Source organism: Aliiglaciecola sp. LCG003, assembly GCF_030316135.1.
Taxonomy (GTDB): domain Bacteria; phylum Pseudomonadota; class Gammaproteobacteria; order Enterobacterales; family Alteromonadaceae; genus Aliiglaciecola.
The window spans coordinates 3,286,426-3,307,846 of record NZ_CP128185.1 but is presented as its reverse complement, the minus strand read 5'-3'; the positions used below and the strand labels follow the sequence as shown (position 1 = coordinate 3,307,846).

Annotated in this window: 17 protein-coding genes and 4 tRNA genes; 14 read left to right on the top strand and 7 right to left on the bottom strand. The window is 43.0% G+C overall.

Features of this window, described 5'->3' with window-relative positions; genetic code table 11:
- Nucleotides 1-12 precede the first annotated feature (12 nt).
- The 3 genes from accA to QR722_RS14405 all read left to right on the top strand — a co-directional run bounded on the left by accA (nucleotide 13) and on the right by QR722_RS14405 (nucleotide 3,473).
- Complete coding sequence (gene accA / locus QR722_RS14415; RefSeq protein ID WP_286283609.1) at nucleotides 13-969, top strand: acetyl-CoA carboxylase carboxyl transferase subunit alpha; 957 nt, start codon at nucleotides 13-15, stop codon at nucleotides 967-969.
- Between the two features lie 57 nt (nucleotides 970-1,026).
- Complete coding sequence (tilS, locus tag QR722_RS14410) at nucleotides 1,027-2,331, top strand: tRNA lysidine(34) synthetase TilS (RefSeq protein ID WP_286283608.1); 1,305 nt, start codon at nucleotides 1,027-1,029, stop codon at nucleotides 2,329-2,331.
- A 146-nt stretch (nucleotides 2,332-2,477) separates the two neighbouring features.
- Complete coding sequence (locus QR722_RS14405) at nucleotides 2,478-3,473, top strand: branched-chain amino acid aminotransferase (protein WP_286283606.1); 996 nt, start codon at nucleotides 2,478-2,480, stop codon at nucleotides 3,471-3,473.
- Nucleotides 3,474-4,418: 945 nt separating this feature from the next.
- Here QR722_RS14405 and QR722_RS14400 read toward each other — a convergent pair.
- Nucleotides 4,419-6,389, bottom strand: a complete 1,971-nt coding sequence (locus QR722_RS14400; protein WP_286283605.1) for a monovalent cation:proton antiporter family protein — start codon at nucleotides 6,387-6,389, stop codon at nucleotides 4,419-4,421.
- Between the two features lie 144 nt (nucleotides 6,390-6,533).
- On the opposite strand from QR722_RS14400, the gene QR722_RS14395 reads away from it, so the two are divergent.
- A complete protein-coding gene (locus tag QR722_RS14395) occupies nucleotides 6,534-7,415 on the top strand; it encodes a GGDEF domain-containing protein (protein WP_286287686.1) in 882 nt (293 codons plus the stop codon).
- 60 nt (nucleotides 7,416-7,475) lie between these two features.
- Here the strand turns inward: QR722_RS14395 and QR722_RS14390 are convergent, their stop codons facing one another.
- From QR722_RS14390 to tsaA, 3 genes are all read right to left on the bottom strand, one after another.
- The gene (locus QR722_RS14390; RefSeq protein ID WP_286283604.1) at nucleotides 7,476-8,315 is read right to left on the bottom strand and encodes an MBL fold metallo-hydrolase; all 840 of its coding nucleotides are present in this window, start codon (nucleotides 8,313-8,315) and stop codon (nucleotides 7,476-7,478) included.
- A gap of 332 nt (nucleotides 8,316-8,647) precedes the next feature.
- The gene (locus QR722_RS14385) at nucleotides 8,648-10,363 is read right to left on the bottom strand and encodes a proline--tRNA ligase (protein WP_286283603.1); all 1,716 of its coding nucleotides are present in this window, start codon (nucleotides 10,361-10,363) and stop codon (nucleotides 8,648-8,650) included.
- A gap of 122 nt (nucleotides 10,364-10,485) precedes the next feature.
- Nucleotides 10,486-11,190 (bottom strand): tRNA (N6-threonylcarbamoyladenosine(37)-N6)-methyltransferase TrmO, encoded by a 705-nt coding sequence (gene tsaA / locus QR722_RS14380; RefSeq protein WP_286283602.1) that lies wholly within the window; start codon nucleotides 11,188-11,190, stop codon nucleotides 10,486-10,488.
- A 308-nt stretch (nucleotides 11,191-11,498) separates the two neighbouring features.
- Between tsaA and QR722_RS14375 the strand changes: the two genes are divergently transcribed.
- Genes QR722_RS14375 through QR722_RS14360 form a run of 4 tightly spaced genes read left to right on the top strand, consistent with a single transcriptional unit; the run spans nucleotide 11,499 to nucleotide 16,048 of the window.
- Nucleotides 11,499-12,422, top strand: a complete 924-nt coding sequence (locus QR722_RS14375) for an ABC transporter ATP-binding protein (RefSeq protein ID WP_286283601.1) — start codon at nucleotides 11,499-11,501, stop codon at nucleotides 12,420-12,422.
- Nucleotides 12,422-13,156: an ABC transporter permease subunit gene (locus tag QR722_RS14370; protein ID WP_286283600.1), complete on the top strand. Its 735-nt coding sequence runs from the start codon at nucleotides 12,422-12,424 to the stop codon at nucleotides 13,154-13,156. The genes QR722_RS14375 and QR722_RS14370 overlap by 1 nt, the downstream gene beginning before the upstream one ends.
- Nucleotides 13,157-13,160: 4 nt before the next feature.
- Entirely contained in the window at nucleotides 13,161-15,020 is a 1,860-nt protein-coding gene (locus QR722_RS14365; protein ID WP_286283599.1) for a GldG family protein, read from the top strand.
- On the top strand, nucleotides 15,017-16,048 hold the full coding sequence (locus QR722_RS14360) for a DUF4340 domain-containing protein (RefSeq protein ID WP_286283598.1): 1,032 nt from the start codon (nucleotides 15,017-15,019) through the stop codon (nucleotides 16,046-16,048). The genes QR722_RS14365 and QR722_RS14360 overlap by 4 nt, the downstream gene beginning before the upstream one ends.
- On the opposite strand, the gene QR722_RS14355 is transcribed toward QR722_RS14360, so the two are convergent.
- Both QR722_RS14355 and folD read right to left on the bottom strand, forming a co-directional pair.
- Complete coding sequence (locus QR722_RS14355; RefSeq protein ID WP_286283597.1) at nucleotides 16,041-16,595, bottom strand: DUF1415 domain-containing protein; 555 nt, start codon at nucleotides 16,593-16,595, stop codon at nucleotides 16,041-16,043. The genes QR722_RS14360 and QR722_RS14355 overlap by 8 nt on opposite strands.
- Before the next feature lie 5 nt (nucleotides 16,596-16,600).
- Nucleotides 16,601-17,455, bottom strand: a complete 855-nt coding sequence (folD, locus tag QR722_RS14350; RefSeq protein WP_286283595.1) for a bifunctional methylenetetrahydrofolate dehydrogenase/methenyltetrahydrofolate cyclohydrolase FolD — start codon at nucleotides 17,453-17,455, stop codon at nucleotides 16,601-16,603.
- A gap of 265 nt (nucleotides 17,456-17,720) precedes the next feature.
- On the opposite strand from folD, the gene QR722_RS14345 reads away from it, so the two are divergent.
- The 6 genes from QR722_RS14345 (at nucleotide 17,721) to QR722_RS14320 (ending at nucleotide 19,904) form a co-directional block, all read left to right on the top strand.
- Complete coding sequence (locus tag QR722_RS14345) at nucleotides 17,721-18,359, top strand: hypothetical protein (protein ID WP_286283593.1); 639 nt, start codon at nucleotides 17,721-17,723, stop codon at nucleotides 18,357-18,359.
- Nucleotides 18,360-18,373: 14 nt separating this feature from the next.
- Nucleotides 18,374-18,634, top strand: coding sequence for a DUF5062 family protein (locus QR722_RS14340; protein ID WP_286283591.1), 261 nt, complete (start codon nucleotides 18,374-18,376; stop codon nucleotides 18,632-18,634).
- Nucleotides 18,635-18,796: 162 nt separating this feature from the next.
- Nucleotides 18,797-18,873: transfer RNA gene (locus tag QR722_RS14335), tRNA-Pro, on the top strand.
- A gap of 26 nt (nucleotides 18,874-18,899) precedes the next feature.
- Nucleotides 18,900-18,976: transfer RNA gene (locus QR722_RS14330), tRNA-Arg, on the top strand.
- A gap of 764 nt (nucleotides 18,977-19,740) precedes the next feature.
- Nucleotides 19,741-19,816: transfer RNA gene (locus QR722_RS14325), tRNA-His, on the top strand.
- Nucleotides 19,817-19,819: 3 nt separating this feature from the next.
- Nucleotides 19,820-19,904, top strand: a tRNA-Leu gene (locus QR722_RS14320).
- A gap of 294 nt (nucleotides 19,905-20,198) precedes the next feature.
- On the opposite strand, the gene QR722_RS14315 is transcribed toward QR722_RS14320, so the two are convergent.
- Nucleotides 20,199-21,038, bottom strand: coding sequence for a type II secretion system protein N (locus QR722_RS14315; RefSeq protein WP_286283590.1), 840 nt, complete (start codon nucleotides 21,036-21,038; stop codon nucleotides 20,199-20,201).
- Between the last annotated feature and the right edge of the window lie 383 nt (nucleotides 21,039-21,421).

The window sequence follows — 21,421 nt, the reverse complement described above, 5'->3', positions numbered from 1 at the left end:
AAAAGGTTCGGGATGAGTTTAAATTACCTAGATTTCGAGAAACCTATTGCTGACTTGGAAGCGAAAATTGAAGAATTGCGTCTTGTTAATCAAGGCGGTGAATTCGATGTTAGCATTGAGGAAGAAATCACTAAGCTACGTGAAAAAAGCGCTGAGCTTACACGTAAAATATTTGCAGATTTAGGTGCATGGCAAGTTTCACAATTAGCCCGTCATCCTATGCGTCCTTATACATTGGACTATATTCCACGTGTATTTGAAGAATTTGATGAGCTAGCAGGTGACAGAGCTTTTGCTGATGATAAAGCGATTGTGGGCGGCTTGGCTGATTTAGATGGTCAACCTGTGATGATCATTGGCCATCAAAAAGGTCGTGATACCCATGAAAAAATTCGCCGAAATTTCGGTATGCCTAAACCTGAAGGTTACCGCAAGGCCTTGCGATTAATGCATATGGCTGAACGCTTTAATTTGCCGATTATCACCTTTATCGACACCCCTGGTGCTTATCCTGGTGTGGGCGCGGAGGAGCGTGGTCAAAGTGAAGCTATTGCAAGAAATCTAAAAGAGATGGCTGACTTAACAGTACCGATAATCTGTACTGTTATTGGTGAGGGCGGCTCTGGCGGTGCATTGGCCATAGGCGTGGGCGATCGAGTTAATATGTTGCAGTACAGTACTTACTCGGTTATTTCCCCAGAAGGATGCGCATCGATTTTGTGGAAGAGCGCAGATAAAGCACCATTAGCCGCCGAGGCTATGGGGGTCAGTGCGGGTCAAATCAAAGAGTTGGGTCTTATCAATACTATTATTGAAGAACCCCTAGGCGGCGCCCATCGCAACCATGATGCTATGGCAGCGAACTTAAAAGCCACCCTAAAACAACAGTTAGCGCAGTTGAAAAATTTGTCTAAAGAAGATTTATTACAACAGCGCTACGATAGAATTATGTCATTTGGTTATTGTTAAACCGCAGTTCAACGTGTTTACTAAACCGCCCTGTAGCAACTCGGCGGTTTTTTTATAATGTCTAAAGCCTACCTTACATCTTTGCTCAGGGATGACTTTGACTGCCCGGCTCGACAAATTGTAGTGGCCTATAGTGGTGGGGTTGATTCACATTTATTGTTGCAACTTAGCGCAGAATTACGCGCACTGTTTCCACAACATCGCTATTTAGCCGTCTATATTCATCATGGAATGAGTGCTAACGCTGATCAATGGCAAGCGCATTGCCAGCGAGTTTGCAATACCCTCAACTTTCCGTTTAAAAGTGTTCGGGTCAATCCTGCTGATTTTTCCGGTGAAGGGCTGGAAAGTGCCGCCAGACAAGCACGCTATTCGGCATTAATTGCTAGTACAGAGGATGAGGGTGTCATTTTACTTGGTCAACACCAAGATGATCAGTTTGAGACCTTTCTTTTGCAACTTAAACGGGGAGCGGGTCCTAAAGGTTTGTCTGCAATGCCTGCACGCTCGCAGCGTGAACGCGGAATTACATTAGTGCGTCCTTTTTTATCTATTGGCCGCGAACAAATTGAACGGCTCGCTCAAGAGTGTCAGCTCGAGTGGGTGGAAGATGAGTCAAATCAAAACCTTCAGTTTGATCGTAACTTTTTGCGTCAACAGATCATTCCCGAACTTAAGCAACGTTGGCCGGGAGTAGCTAAATCTGTTAGTCGTAGTGCAGGCCTTTGTGCAGATCAGCAGTGCTTGCTGGAGGAAGTTGTCAATGAGCGTCTCACCAAGATGATCAGAAACGATGGCGCTATTGATATCCAGCAACTATTGGAGTACTCACAAAGTTGGCAGAATCAAATTGTCAGACATTGGTTAGCGCTGCAAAAAGTACCCATGCCGTCCCAAGCGGTTTTATCAGAGCTTTCACAATTTTTGAACGCTAAACAAGATGCCAATCCACAGCTAAATTGGCAATGCTGGCAATTCAGGCGCTATCAACAACATCTTTTTTGTATTCCAACCCCTCAATCAGTATCTAGGGTCACGGTATATCACTTTGTTAATAGACAACTTGAGTTGCCCAATGGATTAGGAACACTTACCGTAAGGGCAGAACTTGATAGTACTTTGCTGTCTGAGTTGAGCGTTAGATCCGGAAGTTTTGCTCAGTCATTCAAGCCTGTAGATGCAAGACATTCGAAACCGCTGAAACAATGGTTCAAACAATGGCAAATTGCCCCTTGGGTACGAGAGCAATCTTTGCAATTGTATCTGTCGGATAAACTAGTTGGCATCATCGTGGATAAACACCTCATCATGTCGCAAAATACGGATGAACAGCTTTGTAAGACCGTGTTTTTATCCGGCTGAATTTGGCTGCATCGAAATTTATACACTGCTTTATGCAAATTTCCTTTGCTAAGCGCTAGTGTTTGGTGGAAGTTGTAGCGTAAAATCCACAACAATAATGTACCCGATTCGGGGTATTGTGATAATACAGGAGATAACACAAGACTATGGCTGCTTTTGGAACAGTTTTTATGCCAGAGATGGTACTTGCTACTTTTGATAATAATCAATGGAGCGAAGCGAAGTTTGTCGCCTCTGACAGCATTCAAATGCATCCTGGTGCCCATGTCCTGCATTATTCCAGCACATGTTTTGAAGGATTGAAGGCATTTCGTCATGCTGACGGTGGCGTGTATATTTTTCGCATGGATGAAAATATTAAACGCATGCAACAAAGTAGTCGTTTACTTAACTTACCGGCTTTCACCACTGAGCAGTTATCGTCGATGATTATTGATGCAGTACGCAAATACCAAGACGAAGTGCCACAACCACCTGGTTCAATGTACATACGGCCCACACATATCGGTACAGAGCCATCAATTGGTAAAGCAGCGGCTCCTTCTGCAACATCTATGTTGTATGTATTGTTGTCTCCTGTGGGGGACTATTTTTCAGGTGGCGCTAAACCTCTTCGCTTATTGTTGGCAGAAGATGGTATGCGCTGCGCACCTCATATGGGCATGATTAAAAGTGGTGGTAACTATGCCAGCGCATTAGGACCTATTTTGCAGGCCAAAGCACAACATAACGCCGATCAAATTTTGTTCTGTCCGGATGGCGATGTACAAGAAACCGGTGCTGCCAATTTTATTTTGATAGATGGCAATGAAATTATCACCAAGGGATTAGATAGTTCATTTTTGCACGGTATCACTCGCGCAACATTGTTAACTTTGGCTGCTGACTTGGGAATGAAGGTAAGTGAGCGCGAACTTCCAGTAAGTGAATTACTTGAACGAGCAGCCAAGCCTGGCACTGAGGCCGCTCTGTCTGGCACTGCTGCAGTACTGACCCCTGTTGGTACCTTAATTCATCACGAACAAGAATTCACGGTTGGAACAGGCGAAGCAGGGCCTACTACCATGAAGCTGCGCCAAGCGTTGAATGAAATTCAATGGGGAAATCGTGAAGACACCCATGGTTGGTTGACTAAAGTCTAGACGCCCATCGAACAACATGGCCATTTTCGAAAAATGGCCATGTTATACCCTCCACTCTTGTAGGAACTCCATATTTAAGTTTGGTCGTAGCCAATCGATCTTTGAAGCCGTTTGAATGATATCCAGCGCAATTTCAAAATACCTCTTACGTGGACACCCACCTTTTTTTACATTCCAAGACAGCACTGGACTACAAACACGCTGTAAATACCTCCTTGTACGCTTAGCGCTCTCGTCCCTGATAGCGATAGTTTGTGTCCCAGTATCTGTCTTTGCATTCAAATAGGTGTGAGTGCCTGTCCATGTAATGGTCCCAGTATCTGTCTTTGCATTCAAATAGGTGTGAGTGCCTGTCCATGTAATGGTCCCAGTATCTGTCTTTGCATTCACATAGGTGTGAGTGCCTGTCCATGTAATGGTCCTGGACTACCTCTTACGTGGACACCCACCTTTAATTTTTTACATTCCAAGACAGCACTGGACTACAAACACGCTGTAAATACCTCCTTGTACGCTTAGCGCTCTCGTGCCTGATAGCGATAGTTTGTTTCCCAGTATCTGTCTTTGCATTCAAATAGGTGTGAGTGCCTGTCCATGTAATGGTCCTGGACTACCTCTTACGTGGACACCCACCTTTAATTTTTTACATTCCAAGACAGCACTGGACTACAAACACGCTGTAAATACCTCCTTGTACGCTTAGCGCTCTCGTCCCTGATAGCGATAGTTTGTGTCCCAGTATCTGTCTTTGCATTCAAGTAGGTGTGAGTGCCTGTCCATGTAATGATGTAATGGTATCTGTCTTTGCATTCAAGTAAGTGTGAGTGCCTGTCCATGTAATGATCTATTTTCTAGCGGGAATTGAGTTATTCGTAATTGGCTGCTCTTGCGGTGGAGCACCGTTGCTGAAAGGTAGGAAGGACATTATATTGGCGGGCTTGGGCCTCAGTGGCCCTCCAATAAGAACCGCTCGGCTCTTTCTACTCGGCGAGGTTTACCTGAAATGACCACGACGTCACCGACTTTCAGCGCTTCAGACAGATCCGGTGTGGCAATTTCAATATTTTTGCGCCGCAGCCCTTTTATATTGATCCGCATACCGGTTAAATTTAATTCGTCGATACTTTTGCCAACAGCAAAGGCATCGCTGGTGAGAATGATAGCGTGCAGAAATTCTAATTTATCCTTGGTGCCATAACTTATTTCCGTGGTTTCACCTGGGAAGAAGCCATGCATATTACGATAATGGCCTTTCCTTTCAGAGCGTACCCGTTTAAGTATTCGTGACATGGGAATGCCAGATAGATGTAGCACCTGAGAAACCAGCATCAAACTTCCTTCTAATATCTCAGGTACCACTTGGCTGGCTCCAGCGGCATATAATTCTTCAAGGTGATAATCTTTGCGGGTGCGAACAACAATCGGTAGACCTGGACGCAAATCCGTGATCATTTTGATCACGCTCAGGGCTTTTTGATGTTCATCAAAGGTCAATAAGACTAATTTTGCTTTGTCGATGCCGACCGCACGTAAGATATCTTTTTGAGCCACATCACCAAAAAAAATAGGTTCTCCGGCGCTACGGCTTTCACTCACTCTGACGGGATCTGCATCCACCACTAAATAAGGGATAGCCTCGGCATTTAGTAAGCGACTGACAGATTGTCCGACGCGACCGAAGCCCAAGATCAACACATGATCTGTCATATTGGGATGATAAATATCTTCATCCAGAGGATCGCGAGACAATTCTGTGTTACTCGCCAATTTTTTGGCTAAAATTAAACCGTTATCAACCAACCAAGGTGTTAGTGCCATGCTGACCACACCAATAGCCAATAGCAAAGAGCCTTGTTCAGCGCTTATAACTTCATGATTTACGGCCAATGCAGCCAATACAAAACTAAACTCCCCCATCTGGCTGAGTTTAATTCCTGTGGTCCAGGCGTCGATTTCATCAGTTCGAAAGAACCAAGCACAGGCTCGGATAATTAATATCTTGCCCAGCATAATGACGATCAATCCAAGTATTATCCAGTGAAATTGGTTCAAAAGAGTATGCATGTCAAAGCGCATACCTATGGTGATGAAAAACAGTCCCATTAAGATATCTCTGAATGGGCGTATATCTGCTTCAAGCTGATGACGATATTGGCTTTCGCTAAGCATCATGCCGGCTAAAAATGCGCCTAACGCCATCGATAGTCCAAACGAATAGGTCAGCCCGGCTGCAATTAGTGCCACTAGAATCGTTGTTAAGACAAACAACTCATCGGTACGAGTACGTGCCACCTCATTAAAAATGCGCGGTAACAACCATTTCCCGGCAGATAATAAAATACCCACTACTAGTGTGCCTTTTAGAAAGGCCATGGTAATAGCCATCCACATCGAGGTTTGAGAATTTTCCGCAAGCAATGGAACGAGTATTAGTAACGGGACTACAGCTAAATCTTGAAACAATAGAATACTCACCACCATCTGGGCGCGAGTGGAATTGAGGGTGCCTTTTTCTGCCATTTGTTTGATCACGATGGCGGTGGATGACAATGCAATCATGCCACCTATGATCAGTGCCGCTTTGCTATCAAAACCAATAGCCATAGCTAATCCCATAAATGCCAGTGTGGTTACCAACATCTGACCTAAACCAATTCCAAATACCAGATGGCGCATTGCCAGCACTTTAGGTAAGGAAAACTCTAAACCAAGGGAAAAAAGTAAAAAGACTATGCCAAGTTCGGCAAAAAAATGAATTTCTTCGGGGTTATCGATAATCGCTAGTAGATGAGGGCCGGCGAAAATTCCACAAGCTAAATACGCCAGAATGGGCGGAAGGTTCATGCGCTTAAATAACCAAACGGAAAAGACGGCAAAGCTCATCAATACTAATATGCTGGTAAAGCTTACATGCATAACATTGAGACTCCTACTTGGGTTATTCGAACTACTTCATGTTTGATGGCATAACACTTGCTTTAACTCTTGAACTGTTGATACAAAATCACTAAACCGACTTATTTCGCCAAAATTTTGGCAGGAGAATACACCTTGGAACAGATGACGCAATTATTTGAACCGGCCGTTTCAGACTCTGTATTTACTCTTGAGCCTCATCAAACTGGCTTGAGCCAAAGTGAAACGCAAATCATTATGCATCAAATGATGTCGAGTTTAGATTTACACAAATTGGCCTCAGTGTTTTTTAGTCAACTCAAAAACAGCTTAAATGCAGATGCGGTGACAATCAAATTCCCCACAGGTTTAATTACCTTGGGTGATTCGCAAAACGCTAATAATATCAAAATGTTAGACCAAGTTTCACAAAAAAACACTTTTGCGACTATGGTGTACTCTTTTTCCAATTCATTGACATTACGCGAAGCGAATATTCTGAACGAATTACATCGGCTTTTCAAATTCCCTCTTAGGAACGCCCTAGAACACCATACGCTGAAACAAATGGCGTTAAAAGATCATTTGACCTCACTTGGTAATCGAGTGAATTACCAAGAAACCTTAACTAGAATGATTAGTCAAGGGAAACGCACCGGTGATGCGTTCGGCTTGCTGGTGATCGACATGGATAATTTCAAACAGGTGAACGACCGCTTTGGCCATAACGAAGGGGATCAAGTACTGATCGCATCAGCCGAAGCGCTGAAATTGTCATTACGAGACACGGATTATGCATTTCGCTTCGGCGGCGATGAATTTTGTTGTTTACTGCCAGGTAGCGATGACAGCACTAATGGTATCATTGCTCGGCGCATTCAAAGCTTAATGGCAGACTGTGCTATTTTATCCAAACACGGTATTTCATGCAGCATCGGCAGCACTAACTATGCAGATGGGGATACCGAACAAGATCTGTTTAACCGAGCTGACAAGGCTCTTTATAGCGCTAAAGAAAGCGGAAGAAGTTGTTACAAAGCGGCATAATCCGCACTTGCAATGGCAAGTTGTTGCATGGCTAACCCCTTTGCTATTAGAGAATTCATCTTACAAATCTATGCTCATCCCTTCCGCAGCCGCAAACACTTCTAGTCTATCTTCTGCGATTTGAATGACTTCCTGACAATGAGTTTCAATCGCCGCAATATCATCATCGGTACGAATGTGATCGTGACTATATAGAGCCAAGCGCTTTGTTCTGCAGGCTAAGGCCAACTTAACCGCCTCTTCTGCAACCGAGTGGCCCCATCCGGATTTTGCGGGCATATCGGAAAGCATGTATTGGGCGTCATGTATCACGATGTCTGCACTCATCGCGAACTCAACCCATTGCAGAAAATCAGTCTCCTTACGATAAGGCGGGTAGAGTTCGTTGTCAGTAATGTAGGCAACTTTGGCACCATCAGCCTCAATGACATATGAGCTACCACTACCAGGATGGTTCATTGGGTGTCGATAAATGGTGGCGCCGTTAATTGTCCAGCTGCTGGTTTTAGCATCTATGGGCTTGAGCTGAATATTCGATTGCAGTGTCTTATGATGAACTGGAAAATAACTTCCGGTCATTTGCTGCAATATAGCGTCATATTCGTTCAACGTGGTTAACCCTGGGGTAATGTGTATATTTCGCCCGGGTTGATAAATGGGCGCGAAAAACGGAAACCCTTGAATATGATCCCAATGATTATGGGTAAGCAATAAATGTATATCCGAGTTGGTGGATAGCAGGTCTTGACCCAGTTTTTTAATGCCTGTACCTGCGTCGAGTATTATGTCTGTTCCATCATTCAAGCGCAGATGGACACAGGCTGTGTTGCCACCATACTTAACATACTCTGGACCTGGTGCTGGAATGGAGCCTCTCACACCATAAAAGGTTAAACGCATATACCGTCTCTTTGTTTTACTTTAACAAAAGTAAAGTGTTCAATACTGTTGTTAGCATAGCTTACCACTATGTATTTCAACAAATAAGATATGAAGTTATCCAAAGTTATTGAAAAACATATAAAAAGGATTTCAACCCAATACAAAAGTGGCATTTGGCCTAACTAAAATTGGTTTTTTGCCCTAGCAGTTTGGGTAAATGATTTTTGAGGTAGTGCAGTTTTCAATCACTCTGTAGGATTGTTCAGCCTAGCAATTGTATGGGCTTGAAGGGGAGCGTGGATTTTAATGTAAAAGCGTCGCCACGGCGACGACGCTTTTACACGATTGATTTAGAGAGTTTTTACCCACTCTAAAACATTGTCAATATCGAGTAGTTGTTTTTCGCCTGAGCGGCGATGCTTATACTCGATTTTATTTTCATCAAGATTGCGCTCACCAATGACAAGTGTATGAGGAATGCCGATAAGTTCCATATCATTAAACATCACGCCCGGACGCTCTTTGCGATCATCAAACAATACATTGATGCCTGCTTCAACCAGCTTCGCGTAAAGATCCTCAGCAACTTGCTGAATTCGATGGGATTTATGCATATTCATTGGAATTAATGCCAGGGTGAACGGGGCAATCGCGTCAGGCCAGATAATGCCATATTTGTCATGATTTTGTTCAATTGCAGCTGCGACAATACGAGACACACCTATGCCATAACAGCCCATGGTCAAAATCTGATGCTTGCCTTGTTCATTAAGGACACCACAGCCCATCGCACTAGAGTATTTGTCACCAAGTTGGAAAATATGACCCACTTCAATACCGCGTTTAATTTCAATGGTACCTTTTCCATCTGGTGAGCTATCGCCAGCAAGCACGTTTCGCAAGTCTGCAACTTGATAATCGGTAACGTCTTTATCCCAATTAACCCCAGTAAGATGAGATCCGGTTTGGTTAGCGCCACACACAAAGTCAGCTAAATAAGCGGCGCTGTGATCAACTATTACAGGAATAGTTAAGCCTACTGGTCCGATAGAGCCAGGCTCACAGCCAATAGCTTGTTGAATTTGTTGATCTGTAGCCATCGTCAATGGTGTATGTACCGATGCTAACTTCTCGGCCTTTATTTCATTTAACTGATGGTCACCTCGAAGGACAAGGGCAACTAAGCCTTGATCACCATGCTCATCCGCGGCAGCCAATACCACAATAGTTTTGGCAATATCAGCTACTGGTACATCTAAGAACTGACTGACTTGATCAATAGAGGTGATTTCCGGTGTCGCAATTGTCTGTTTTTTTGCAACGCCTTGGGGTTTTTCACCTATAGGGGCAATAGCTGCAGCCATTTCGACATTGGCGGCATAATCAGAGCCATCACTGAAGGCAATAGCATCTTCACCAGATTCAGCTAATACATGAAATTCATGTGAAACCGCACCACCTATTGAACCAGAATCTGCAATCACAGGACGATATTCAAGGCCGAGTCGCTCGAAAATAGTGCAATAGGCTTGAAACATCCGTTGGTAAGTTTGCTCTAAAGATTCTTCCGAGGTGTGGAATGAATACGCATCTTTCATGGTGAATTCACGACTGCGCATGATGCCGAAACGAGGGCGTACTTCATCGCGGAATTTAGTTTGGATTTGATATAAGTTAATAGGCAGTTGCTTATAACTACTGATCTCATTTTTGACTAAAGAGGTGATGACTTCTTCATGGGTAGGCCCCAAAACAAAATCTCTAAAATGACGGTCTTTGATACGCAGCAATTCTGGACCATACTCTTCCCAACGACCACTTTCTTGCCACAAATCTGCAGGTTGAACAACTGGCATTAGCATTTCAATTGCGCCGGCCTTATTCATTTCGTCCCGTACTATGTCGGCGACTTTATTCAGCACTCGCAACCCTGTTGGTAGCCAAGTATATAGACCCGACGCTAGCTTACGCACCATACCGGCACGCAACATTAACTGATGGCTGACGACTTCCGCATCAGATGGGGTTTCTTTTTGAGTAGATAGCAAATATTGGCTGGAACGCATCAGCTTTATGTGTCCTTATTGTCACGGTGTTCAAACGGCGCTCATTCTAGCAGTACACAGACGTGGGCAAAAGTGATAATGCGTGGCTAGGTGCAATTTTGTTGGAATGATGCAATTTATAGTTAGACAGGGCTTACTTCTATGACGGTACAAGTGTCGAGGTTCACTTGCCAACGCACATTAAACTCGTAAAGTTTTACCCCATAAACTCGCTCAGAAGATGTGTTTCGTTGGTAAGCCGGACGGGGATCCTGTGCCATAATCTGGCTAATTAGCAGGTGTAGTTCAGGGTAGGCGGCGCAGTAGTGCTGAATTTGCTGTTGTGCCTGTTGGCTAAAAGCAACCTGTAATAAATTTTCTGGAGCCTGTTGGGCATAACCGGCCATAGCATCAGGGAGCGCATCGGCATAAGGTAAATAAGGTTTGATATCAATGATCGGTGTGCCATCTAATAAGTCTATTCCTGAGACTATAATCTCGACATTATTTTGAACAATATCAACGGACTCTAGTTTTACTACACTCATACCTAAATTATTAGGCCTGTGTGTATTACGAGTAGCAAACACCCCAATTTTTTCATTGCCGCCAAGGCGCGGAGGGCGAGCAAGGGCTGAGTGGGTCTTATCAGCCGTTTGATGGAATTGAAAGATTAACCACAGGTGACTAAATTGCTCCAATCCCCGACAATAATCTGCTTGGCAGTAAGGTTTAACTAGTTCGATTCTACCTTTTGCCGCAGTCGCAAGGCCTGGCTGGCGGGGAATCGCAAACTTCTCTTTGTAGGGGCTGTGGATATAGCCAATGGGGTGAAGTGTTATAGTCATTTAGAATCCAAGCTGTGTGTCTAGAAGTACAGCACATTTAGCAACAATTAACCGCTATTTTGACATCAAAAATACATAATTGCTTGCTAACCTGAGGTCAGTTCACTTCCTGGACGCTTATTGGCTTAAACCATTTCAGCGCAGAATTAATGCATTCCACGTAATTGATCTGGTTTAAGTCATTTTTTTTAGTATCCTTATGCCCTCACATTTAATCTCTTTTGTGTTGATGAAGTTGTTGAAAAGCTAATTATCAACACCATATTCAAGCAAGATTTCGTTAACTTCTTGATCATTATGGGAATAGCATGATCTATGTAAATAAATTATCGAAGATGTTTGGTGATTTCGTCGCAGTAGATAACCTTACATTTAATATACAGCCTGGCGATGTGGTCGGATTTTTAGGTCCAAACGGTGCAGGTAAGTCCACTACCATGAAAATGCTCACGGGTTTCTTAACGCCATCTCAAGGCGATATTCAGGTATTCGACCAGTTTGTCTCGCAGGATGCTAAAAAAATCCAACAAAAAATAGGTTATCTTCCTGAGGGAGCGCCAGCCTATGGCGACATGACTCCTCTGCAATTTTTGCATTTTATAGCCAAAATTCGCGGCCTGAAAGGCCAGTATAAGAAAGACCGAATCAATCGTGTTATTCAGCAGGTTGAATTGCAATCCGTTCTAGACAAACCCATAGATAACCTGTCCAAAGGGTTCAAACGCAGAGTGGGTCTAGCTCAAGCTATATTACATGACCCGGAAATTCTGATTTTGGATGAACCAACTGATGGCCTTGATCCCAATCAAAAACATCAGGTTAGAGGGCTAATTCAGAATTTATCGAAAGACAAAATCGTGATCATCTCAACGCATATTCTTGAGGAAGTGACCGCCGTATGCAATCGGGTGATGATTATCTCTGCTGGCAAACTGATGTTTGATGATACCCCCAACGCATTGTTACAAAAATCCAAATATTATAAGGCTGTGACCTTGCATTTGAGTTATCCGTCAGATACTTCAGGCTTTTTGGAGCTTCCTGGTATTATCGATATCGAAGAAGAACGCAGTACCGGCCGAGTAACGCTGTTGACAGATTCGGGGGCGGACGTATTGCATATGGTTACCCAGCATATTAAAGAGAGACGATTGCCTGTTGATACACTTTATGTAGAACAAGGCCGCTTAGATCAAGTGTTCCGCGATATGACACAAGGAGTACCAGCCTGATGGGCATGATTGCAACCCTGTTTAAACGGGAATTATCTAGTTTTTTTGCCACACCTGTGGCCTATGTGTTTATTACTATTTTTCTGATTTTGTCCGCCGTTTTTGCCTTTTTCGTCGGCAGTTTCTATGAACGGGGACAGGCAGATTTATTACCATTTTTCAATTTTCATCCCTGGCTTTATTTGTTTCTAGTGCCTGCTATTGCCATGCGCACCTGGTCGGAAGAACGTAAAAGCGGCACCATTGAATTGCTGATGACGCTACCTATCTCAACCTTTCAGGCGGTAATGGGAAAGTTTTTAGCATCTTGGGCAGTATTGGGCCTATCTCTTTTACTGACATTCCCATTGTGGCTCACGGTGAACTACTTGGGAGACCCCGATAACGGCGTTATCATTGCTGCTTACATCGGCAGTTGGTTAATGTCAGGGGCATTTTTAGCTGTTGGAATGTGTATGTCAGCGTTGACTAAAAACCAAGTGGTTGCCTTTATCTTGGCGGTGGTGCTGTGCTTTATTTTCGTGGTTAGCGGCAGCAATATTATTCTTGATGCTTTCAAAGATTGGGCACCATCGATAGTAATGGATACCGTGGCCTCATTTAGTTTCTTAAGTCACTTCGAATCGATTGCCAAAGGCGTGATCGCATTAAATGATGTGGGCTTTTTCATTCTTTCTATCGCAGTATGGCTTTATGCAAGCCTGCTGATTATTGAACATAAAAAGGCGGATTAATACTATGAGTCGCACTTCCACCTCTTTAATTTTGATACTGTTAGCGATGTTATTTTTTGCCCTGACGGTATTAAACAATCAATTGTTAAGTCCACTTCGTTTGGATTTAACCGAGAATCAGGTGTATTCCCTATCTGCAGGCAGCAAAGAAATTGTCGCCAACATAGACGAGCCAATTAACCTGTATTTTTTCTATTCAGATAAATCGTCAAAAGGCATGACTACCCTGCGTAACTATGCGTCTCGGGTGGAAAGTATGTTGCGTGAATACGCAAAAGCGGCCCCCGGCAAGATTAATCTAAAAGTCATAGACCCAGAGCCTTTCTCTGAGGCTGAAGATCAGGCCAGCCAGTATGGTTTAACTGCAGCAACTATTGGGAATTTAGGCGATTCTATTTATCTTGGTTTAGCAGCCACCAACGCATTAGATGACCAAGAAACAATTGGCTTTTTTGATCCTCAGCAGGAAAAATTCTTGGAGTATGAAGTTAGTAAATTGATTCACAAATTGTCCAAGCCAAAAAGTGTCAAAGTGTCGATTGTCAGTGACCTGCCACTTGCTGGTGGCCAGAATCCGATGTCAGGACGATTTGATCCGGCTTGGACTTTCTACACTCAGTTGCAGCAATTGTACGACGTGGAGCAAGTTGCCAACAATGCTGAGGCATTGCCAGACTTGACCGATGTATTGTTGTTAGTGCATCCCAAAGATTTATCTCAAAGCCTGATTTATCAAATTGACCAATATGTGATGAAAGGTGGCAAGTTAATGGTTTTTGTCGATCCCAATAACGAGTCAGATCCTATGGCCATGATGGCAGGAATGGGGGCCACGGGGCCTAACAGTTCAAACCTAGTGCAGTTGTTTGATGCTTGGGGATTGAATTTCAATGCTGAGCAAGTCCTGCTAGATGCACAATTAGGCCTAGATATTCGAACCGCAGAGGGGGGGGTTGCCCGTCACTTTGGCTTTATCGGGGTGCAAAGTGAACAACTTGACAGAGATGACGTTACTACCTCTAATCTAGAAGTTATCAATGGTGCTTCTTTTGGTGTGTTTACTAAAAAAGAGGGCAGTAACCTGCGTTGGGTACCGCTGATGAAATCATCTTCAAATACCGACTTGCTTGATGTGGCGGCCTATACGACGAATCGTGATCCTATGGAATTATCGCGAGACTTTAGCAATGACAACCGTCAATACGTGCTTGCCGCGCGCTTAATGGGTAAGGCTAATTCTGCGTTTGAAAATGCCCCTGAAGGGGACAGCACGGGTGAATTTCAGCGCTCAACTCAACAGCTTAATGTCATAGTTGTAGCAGACACGGATCTATTAGCAGATAGATTTTGGGTGCAGCAAGCAAACTTTTTCGGTGAGACAGTTTTTACCCCTTTTGCGAATAACGGCGACTTCGTGACGAATACCGTTGAAAACCTAGCTGGCAGTAATGCACTCATTAGCATTCGTAGTCGCGGTACATTTGCACGTCCATTCAAGACAGTTGATGCTTTGACTTTTGAGGCGGAAAGGAAATTCCGCGAGCAGGAGCAGTTGTTGCAATTACAATTGGAAGAAACCGAACAACAGTTATCTCAATTGCAAAGTCAGCAAACCGATAGTGCCACATTAGTGATTTCTCCTCAGCAACAACAAGCTGTTGATGACTTTATGGCCAAGCGAATCGAGATTCGCAAAGCATTAAGAGATGTTCGTCATCAGTTAGACAAAGATATTGAAGAGTTAGGTAACTGGTTGAAGTTTATCAATATTGCCGTTGCGCCGATTGTGCTAATGTTAATTCTATTGTTGTTGGCAAGATTACTTAGGACCAAATCAAAAGGGAATGAGGGAGCGGCGTCATGAATAGGCAACTTATTGCGCTAGTAGCAATATTAGCTACGGTTGGCGCAGCGATTTATTACTTGCTTGTACAGTCGAATAATCAGGTAGCCACTAGAGCATTATTGTTTCCCAACCTTACACAGCAAGCTGCCAACATTGATTTTATCGAAGTTACACAGCCAAGCGGACGGGTATTCAACGCCACAAAAAAAGCTTCAGATTGGATAACGGCCTTAGATGAAGTTGGGGTTGATTATCCAATGGAACAGGCTAGGTTGGCCGAGCTGGTTGAGAATCTCGCAACCGCCATTTTATTCGAGGCTAAAACCACCAAGCCTGAAAACTATGAACACTTAGGCTTGCAGGATATCACCCAAGCAGATAGTCAGGCCACTGAAGTCTCGATACGAGCCGGCGGCAGTCAATATCGTATTTTGATTGGTGCAAATGCAAGTTCAGGCCAAGGTTCATATGTGAGACTCACCGATGAAAGCCAAACTTGGCTGTTAAACAAAGTTATTGATTTACCAAGTAACCAATATGACTGGCTGAAACAGCCCATATTAAATATAGATGTAAGTCAGGTAGACTCAATGGTGCGTATAGGTGACGGGGGTTTTAGTATTATAAAATCATCTGGGGGAGAATATCAGTTTCAATTAACTAATCTCAGCTCAGCACAATCACTAAAGTATGACTCTATCGTAGATGGTTTTGTGACTAACCTGATGGCATTAGATTTTGAAAAAATTCTAGGTGTGGATTCTGCAACTTGGCAGGAATTACCTGTTGTCGCTGGATTTCAAATTTCGTTGTCTGATGGCACTGTTATAGAGGCATCTTTACGGCAAGAACAGCATCTAAATTACATCATGTTTACCGCGTTGGGCGGGCAGGGCGGTGATTACTGGGATGGGTTGGTATATCAAATATCTAGCTTCAATGCTGGTCAGATAGGTCGAACGCTAGCTGACTTTGTTGAGCAAACTAAAGGGATAGATGCTTCTCAAACTATGTCAACTGACGAGGGTGAGTCGCCCTCTAATTAAAGCACGCTAGTAACAATTTTCGCAGCCCTAGCAGACCGATTTGATTCGCGGTTTCAATATTATCAAATGGTATTTGCTGCGGCTCTTTGTGGGCACGAATCGCTCGGTCTAAACTTTCTTCACGAAGTAAGTGAAACATAGGGTAGGGTGAGCGATTGGTGAAATTCGACGGAGAATCTGCATCCTCACCTTCAAAGAAATAATCGGGGTGGAAACTAGCGATCTGATAAATACCACGATAGCCATTATCGTCAATCCAATTTTCTAGTCGTTCCAAAGCATCGAGATAGTCGAAAAAACTTTCATACCTTGCTGCACAAATTATCAAAGTGGTTTCGGTCTGTGGCTCGTTGTGCAAATGGGTAACTTCAAACTCAAGAGCTTCTACTAATTGTCCCATAGAGGGATGTGCTAGGTATCGATAGCGGACCGATTGGCGCAAAACTTCACGCTTTGCGAAAGGACAAAAATTGAGCCCTATCACTACCTTATCGATCCATGCGACTGTGCTGGATATGACTTTGTCTTGGTTGCTAGAAACACTCATCGATATTAGTAACGATACTTAATGTAGGCTTCAAGGGTGTTTTCAATTAGGCTGGCGACTGTCATAGGCCCTACACCGCCAGGTACTGGGGTTATCCAGCCTGCACGTTCTTTTGCTGCCTCAAATTCAACATCGCCAACTAGGCTACCATCTGCCTTTCGATTAATACCAACATCGATCACAATCGCGCCCGGTTTAACCCAATCCCCTGGGATAAATTCAGGTTTACCTACTGCAACTACCAAAATATCGGCCCGGGCGACATGACTTTTCAAATCTTGGGTAAACTTATGACATGTTGTCACCGTACAACCTGCCAATAGGAGTTCTAATGACATGGGGCGGCCAACAATGTTGGAAGCACCGACAATAACGGCATCTAAACCTTTGGCAGGGCGCTTAGTGGATTCGATAAGGGTCATGATACCTTTTGGGGTGCAGGGTCTTAAGGCAGGCATGCGCTGAACCAGACGACCAATGTTGTATGGATGGAAGCCATCAACGTCTTTATTCGGCTGGATACGTTCTAATACCTGATCAGCATTGAGACCAGCAGGTAGGGGCAACTGGACTAAAATACCATCCACTTCAGGATCAAGGTTGAGTTTATCTACCAAGGCTAATAGATCCTGTTGGGTGGTATTTGCAGGCATATCAAAAGCCTTATCGACGAAACCGACTTCTTCGCATGCTCTGCGCTTATTCGCTACATATACGCCGGAGGCAGGGTCTTGACCCACTTTAATAACCGCCAGACCGGGTGCTCGTTTGCCTGCCGCAGTTATGGCTTCGACTTGAGCGGCGACATTCTCGCGGACCTGTTTGGCGATTGACTTTCCATTTATGATTTGAGCTGGCATGCGTACAACTTTGGCAAGTGAGAGTGATGGTATTGTCCCATAACCAAGCTAAATATCGCAATCGCCTGACGGAAATTTATGCGTTTATATTTATGTAAAGTGGTATCCAAGTCCTCAACAACATTTTTCAAGGTTTTTCATTGATACAACACTAGATATCAACAGAAATAGTCTTACACCAATTAAAACTTATTGCGCATTGCTAAGACGTTTCGCTTAGAAACGATTAGAATAGGCCGGATTTTATTGATTAAGGAATTCGGAGTTGGAATTGTCAGGTGTTGAAATATTTGGTTACTGTGCGTCTGCAATCATTGCATATTCACTCACACGTAGCTCAATTATTAAATTGCGTTGGTTCAATCTATTTGGTGCATCGTCGTTTTGTGTCTATGGAATTATTATTGGTGCCGCTCCTGTTGCGATATTAAATGGTTTTATCGCTATCACAAATGTGGTGTATTTACGCAAGATGTTACTGCAGGCCGAGCAACACTTTTCGGTACTGGAAGTGAGCATGCCATCGAATTATGTGGATTTTTTCTTAGATTATCATCGTCAAGAAGTTTCCGAATTGTTTCCCCGTTTCTTTAAAAGGATAAACCAGCCAGACCGACAATTTTATTTCATGATGGAAAATACAGAAGTGGTAGGCTTGCTATCAGGTTATCCAACCGGTGATAACAACTTTATGGTAGATTTTGATTTTGTGATTCCAGCATATCGAGATTGTCGATTAGGCCAATTTGTCCTTGGCGAAGGGCAGCAGTTGAAGAAGGTGTCCGAATATCAACACATTCTGGCCAAAGCTGATAGCGTGGATCATGAGGACTACTTAATGCAACTGGGTTTTTCTCCAAACAAGAATGGTATATGGTCTTACGATAAGACAACTAATCATTAGCCGCGGAAGCCAAAGTGAAAAAATTAAAAAATGAACAACAATTAATGAAGCTCGCGTTGAGTGTAGGTGAAACCTATGCTAAGAATAGGGGTTACACTGGCTTTAATGAAACTATGGGGCAGAAAGAAAAAGTAGAGATAATCTATCGATTGTTAGTCAAGGATCGACTGGTAGCGCCATTGGCGTCAGATTCTGAAGATTTATTGAGTATGAAACATCGCCTGGCTGTGTGGATTAAAAATAAATTGCCAGCAACCCACGAATTACTTAAATAGTACCGTGAACTTGGCTTATAAAGGCCGAATTGGTTCGCTTATTAATCAAATTGAGCTAAAAATAAGCATCTGATAATTTTATTTAAAAAAGTGTTTGACGAGGTAAGTTCAACTCGGTAATATTCGCGCCCCGTAGAGATGAGGATTTGTTTCTACGTAAGTCGGTGAGTAGCGCAGCTTGGTAGCGCACTTGGTTTGGGTCCAAGGGGTCGCAGGTTCGAATCCTGTCTCACCGACCACTTTTGTTTCTGTATCGATTCGTCGAGCGTCCGTAGCTCAGCTGGATAGAGCACCCGCCTTCTAAGCGGGTGGTCGCAGGTTCGAATCCTGCCGGACGCGCCAGCGAACCGGCTGGTCGGTATCGTAATTATTCCTTTGTTACACTCAGATTTATTCTATCAAAGCTTTCTAATTTTACTCTCACATTGATAATTTGAAACAAATGCCAGCGGTTTGTCTTATTACCTTTTGGCAAGGTTTCTATTTGTATTGCCTACCGATAGTTCCCGTATGAACTCAGAACACCTTTTGACAGTTTGTTTTTTCGCAGTACCCTCTGCAGCTTAACCCTGTTTGCCACATACAAAGCAAGCCTGTCCTTATAGAGTCGTTAACATGGCTGTCCATGTAATGGTATGGTCCATGTAATGATGATGGTATGGTCTTTAACATGGCTGTCCATGTAATGTGGTCTTTAACATGGCTGTCCATGTAATGGTCCATGTAATGGTTCTTAACATGGCTGTCCATGTAATGGCATAGAGTCGTTAACATGGCTGTCCATGTAATGATGTTTAGCTGTCCATGTAATGATGGTCCATGTAATGATGCAATGAATGGGCGCTGGTCCTTAGCATTGAAAAACGACTAACAAGTAATCAATTTTGTTAAGGGAATGAAAAATGTTGTATGGGGTGTGAGCGAACAGCAAAAATATTGATGATATATGCATTAATTGTTTGACATCATATATGTCAGTATATAACATACCGCCCGCTGTCGAGGTGAACGGATTTGAAATATAAAAGCCTTAGATTTAAAGGCCTGTAGGGTTTTAAAATAAAGGTTAAAAATAAGTTTATTAAGATATGCAGCGTTACAGAGTGGTGGGCGTAGCTCAGTTGGTAGAGCTCCGGATTGTGATTCCGGCGGTCGTGGGTTCAAACCCCATCGTCCACCCCACTCGCGGGAGTGGTGGAATTGGTAGACACGCTGGATTTAGGTTCCAGTGCTTCACGGCGTGAGAGTTCAAGTCTCTCCTTCCGCACCATTTATTTTGTATCTTGTGTATATTAAATAATGGGATAGTGATTGATTTTGCAGAAATATTTTTCTGCAAAATTTAGTTACGAATTACAAATTTTCTCAAACACTTTTCTTAGCACTTCTCCTCTTAATTATATCTTGTTTCCAAACTTAACCCTTTATGCATGGCATTAATAAACTAACCTGTTACTGCAAACAGCTTATCTTAACAAAAACTGTTTTTGCCATTTTGCCAACAATCAGCAACCCAGTTGCTGATTATCGAGTTAACCTATTAATACGGGTTTAGGTATAAAAATTAATTTAGTTTGAGTTCAAGATTTTCCGAAGGAATATCCAAATATAGAGTAATGATCTTACCACCTCTAAGTACGCTAAATACCAATGTCTGTGCGTTTTCTATCGTCTGCTGAATGCTATTTAACCCGTCCTCGCTGTCCACATCAAAACCATTCACTTTTTGTAACAGGTCACCTTCTTTAAATCCAGCCGATTTAAATAGTTTGGGATTTAAACCAGGGGAAACTATAAGTCCGTTGCCATTAGTTTGATTTCCTAACAAAATCACTATGTGTTCAAGTCGTTTTGGACGATTCCCAATACTTAGGGCTAGGGAAGATGAACTAATATCATTATTTCTTATACCTTGTGGAGCTGTTTTTTCGGCGCTATCTGACTGATTGTTGGTGGTTGAATTAGCGGAGCCACGTATCAGCAATACTTGTTTATCACCTTGATTCAAAATCACAACCCGATCACTGCGTATTTCTATCAAAGTGGCATTGGTGTACGCAATTTGGTCGCCGATGAAATACGTGCGAACTTGCAACCGAGACTGAATAGTTGCAGAGGACTCATGTTGCTTATCACTGCTAACCACACCTAACAAGGTTAAATCTAATGGCGTCACTATGAGGCTTTTAAGATCAAGTGGATTACTCACTGCTTGGCTTGACGATGCTTGCTGTACAACGTCAACTGCTTTTTTGCCTCTATCTTGGGTAATCAACTTGGCTTCTTCAGTCAATTCAATCGGTGCTCGACTGTCATTGAAAAACATAAAGTAAGCCAAGATAGCTATTGCCAAGGCGAGTGCAGATAAAATTAATTTACTGTTAGAATTGGGGCTATCGCTCATTTGGATCTCTTTAGCGGCTGTTATATTTAGCTAAAAGGATAACGAGGACCGCTTCTTGGTACAATGCTTTATTTATCATTAACACCTTTATCTATGCTGTTGACTGCTTGATCAACTTTAACAACCGATGATAAGGAGTACGACAATACTAATTGCCTAGATGTACCTTTCTGATAATGGCTAGGGATGGTTAATATTCGCTGGTTGGCTATCAAGGTATATTGAAGCTACCTTCAAGCAATTGCATAAAATCAAAGGTAATTTAATTCCACTATTAAAATAGACTTAAAATATGACGTTTATTTTTTGTGGCGCACCATATTTTAACTCAGGTCTTTCATATTTTAACTTTAAGTCCTCAAGTTAAAAATAAATAATTATAA

Coding starts and splice junctions, on each gene's coding strand:
- QR722_RS14385 (WP_286283603.1), bottom strand. CDS start 10,363: ATGCGTTCCAGCCAATATTTGCTATCTACTCAAAAAGAAACCCCATCT.
- QR722_RS14395 (WP_286287686.1), top strand. CDS start 6,534: ATGACGCAATTATTTGAACCGGCCGTTTCAGACTCTGTATTTACTCTT.
- accA (WP_286283609.1), top strand. CDS start 13: ATGAGTTTAAATTACCTAGATTTCGAGAAACCTATTGCTGACTTGGAA.
- tilS (WP_286283608.1), top strand. CDS start 1,027: ATGTCTAAAGCCTACCTTACATCTTTGCTCAGGGATGACTTTGACTGC.
- QR722_RS14315 (WP_286283590.1), bottom strand. CDS start 21,038: ATGAGCGATAGCCCCAATTCTAACAGTAAATTAATTTTATCTGCACTC.
- QR722_RS14375 (WP_286283601.1), top strand. CDS start 11,499: ATGATCTATGTAAATAAATTATCGAAGATGTTTGGTGATTTCGTCGCA.
- QR722_RS14390 (WP_286283604.1), bottom strand. CDS start 8,315: ATGCGTTTAACCTTTTATGGTGTGAGAGGCTCCATTCCAGCACCAGGT.
- QR722_RS14400 (WP_286283605.1), bottom strand. CDS start 6,389: ATGCATGTAAGCTTTACCAGCATATTAGTATTGATGAGCTTTGCCGTC.
- QR722_RS14365 (WP_286283599.1), top strand. CDS start 13,161: ATGAGTCGCACTTCCACCTCTTTAATTTTGATACTGTTAGCGATGTTA.
- QR722_RS14355 (WP_286283597.1), bottom strand. CDS start 16,595: ATGAGTGTTTCTAGCAACCAAGACAAAGTCATATCCAGCACAGTCGCA.
- QR722_RS14370 (WP_286283600.1), top strand. CDS start 12,422: ATGGGCATGATTGCAACCCTGTTTAAACGGGAATTATCTAGTTTTTTT.
- QR722_RS14360 (WP_286283598.1), top strand. CDS start 15,017: ATGAATAGGCAACTTATTGCGCTAGTAGCAATATTAGCTACGGTTGGC.
- tsaA (WP_286283602.1), bottom strand. CDS start 11,190: ATGACTATAACACTTCACCCCATTGGCTATATCCACAGCCCCTACAAA.
- QR722_RS14405 (WP_286283606.1), top strand. CDS start 2,478: ATGGCTGCTTTTGGAACAGTTTTTATGCCAGAGATGGTACTTGCTACT.
- folD (WP_286283595.1), bottom strand. CDS start 17,455: ATGCCAGCTCAAATCATAAATGGAAAGTCAATCGCCAAACAGGTCCGC.